Genomic DNA, 974 nt, shown 5'->3' on the forward strand with positions numbered 1-974 from the left:
ATAAAAAAGAAGAAAAAAGATAAAAAAATGACGATATACATAGTGGAGGTAAAACCATGGATACTATAATAAAAGATACACTTAGTCAGCATAAAATCATGTTGGATCAAAATTGTAAATTGATGATCAGTCATGAAGAAATGTTATCAAGAATCATCAAAGAATTTGTAGAAGAAGCAAAACATTTAAGTATTGAAGAGATTATCAAAATTGTACAAGATGAGCATCGTTTTCAAAGATTGAATAATGAAAATTCGATACCAGGATATGGAACAGTCAGGTTTGATTTCTTTGGATGTATTGATTTACCACAATTAGATCATACAATCAAAAGAATCTATTTGAATGTAGAAATACAAAATGATGCCTATCCAAATATTCTCTCATAACAAGAGGAGATGCATATTTATCAAGAATACAGACAACACAATGGGGAAAGGAATATAATGATCAAAACTATGATGGGATGAAAAAAGTCTATTTAATATGGATACTCCCACAAGCAGCAAAAAAAAGAGATGGACAAGTGAGTATTTGTAAAACAGATGAAAAAAAGCATCTAGAAAAATTGGAAAGCTATGACAAAAGAGAACAAATCGTGATATACTTGGATAAAGAACATGATACTAGTAAAAAGTATCAAGAGTATGATGAAATATTAACACCATTAGTAGTATTCTTGAATAATATATTAGATTATCAAGGAAAAATAAGAATCATGAAAGAATATGGATTTAAAGAAATAGAAAAGGAGGTCAGGGAAGTGTGTGATTATGCAAATATACTAGAAAAAGAATATTTAAATAAAGGAATTGGAATAGGTGTTGAAAAAGGAATAGAACAAGGAACACAAAATGAAAGAATTAAAAATATAAGAAAACTAATGATAAAGCTAAAAATGTCATTTAAAGAAGCTATTCAATTTTTAGATATACCTGAAGATGAAGTGAAAGAGATAGAAAAATATTTTAAAT

2 protein-coding genes are annotated in these 974 nt (G+C 27.3%); both read left to right on the top strand.

The window, feature by feature from the left end; genetic code table 11:
• Window positions 1-56: 56 nt before the first annotated feature.
• Complete coding sequence (locus C7U54_RS14400; RefSeq protein WP_107030728.1) at window positions 57-389, top strand: hypothetical protein; 333 nt, start codon at window positions 57-59, stop codon at window positions 387-389.
• Window positions 390-466: 77 nt separating this feature from the next.
• Window positions 467-974 (top strand): hypothetical protein (locus C7U54_RS14405; RefSeq protein ID WP_206603634.1); only part of this gene is annotated, 508 nt, incomplete at its 3' end.

The sequence above is a fragment of the Faecalibacillus intestinalis genome, assembly GCF_003024685.1.
Classification (GTDB): Bacteria; Bacillota_I; Bacilli_A; order Erysipelotrichales; family Coprobacillaceae; genus Faecalibacillus; species Faecalibacillus intestinalis.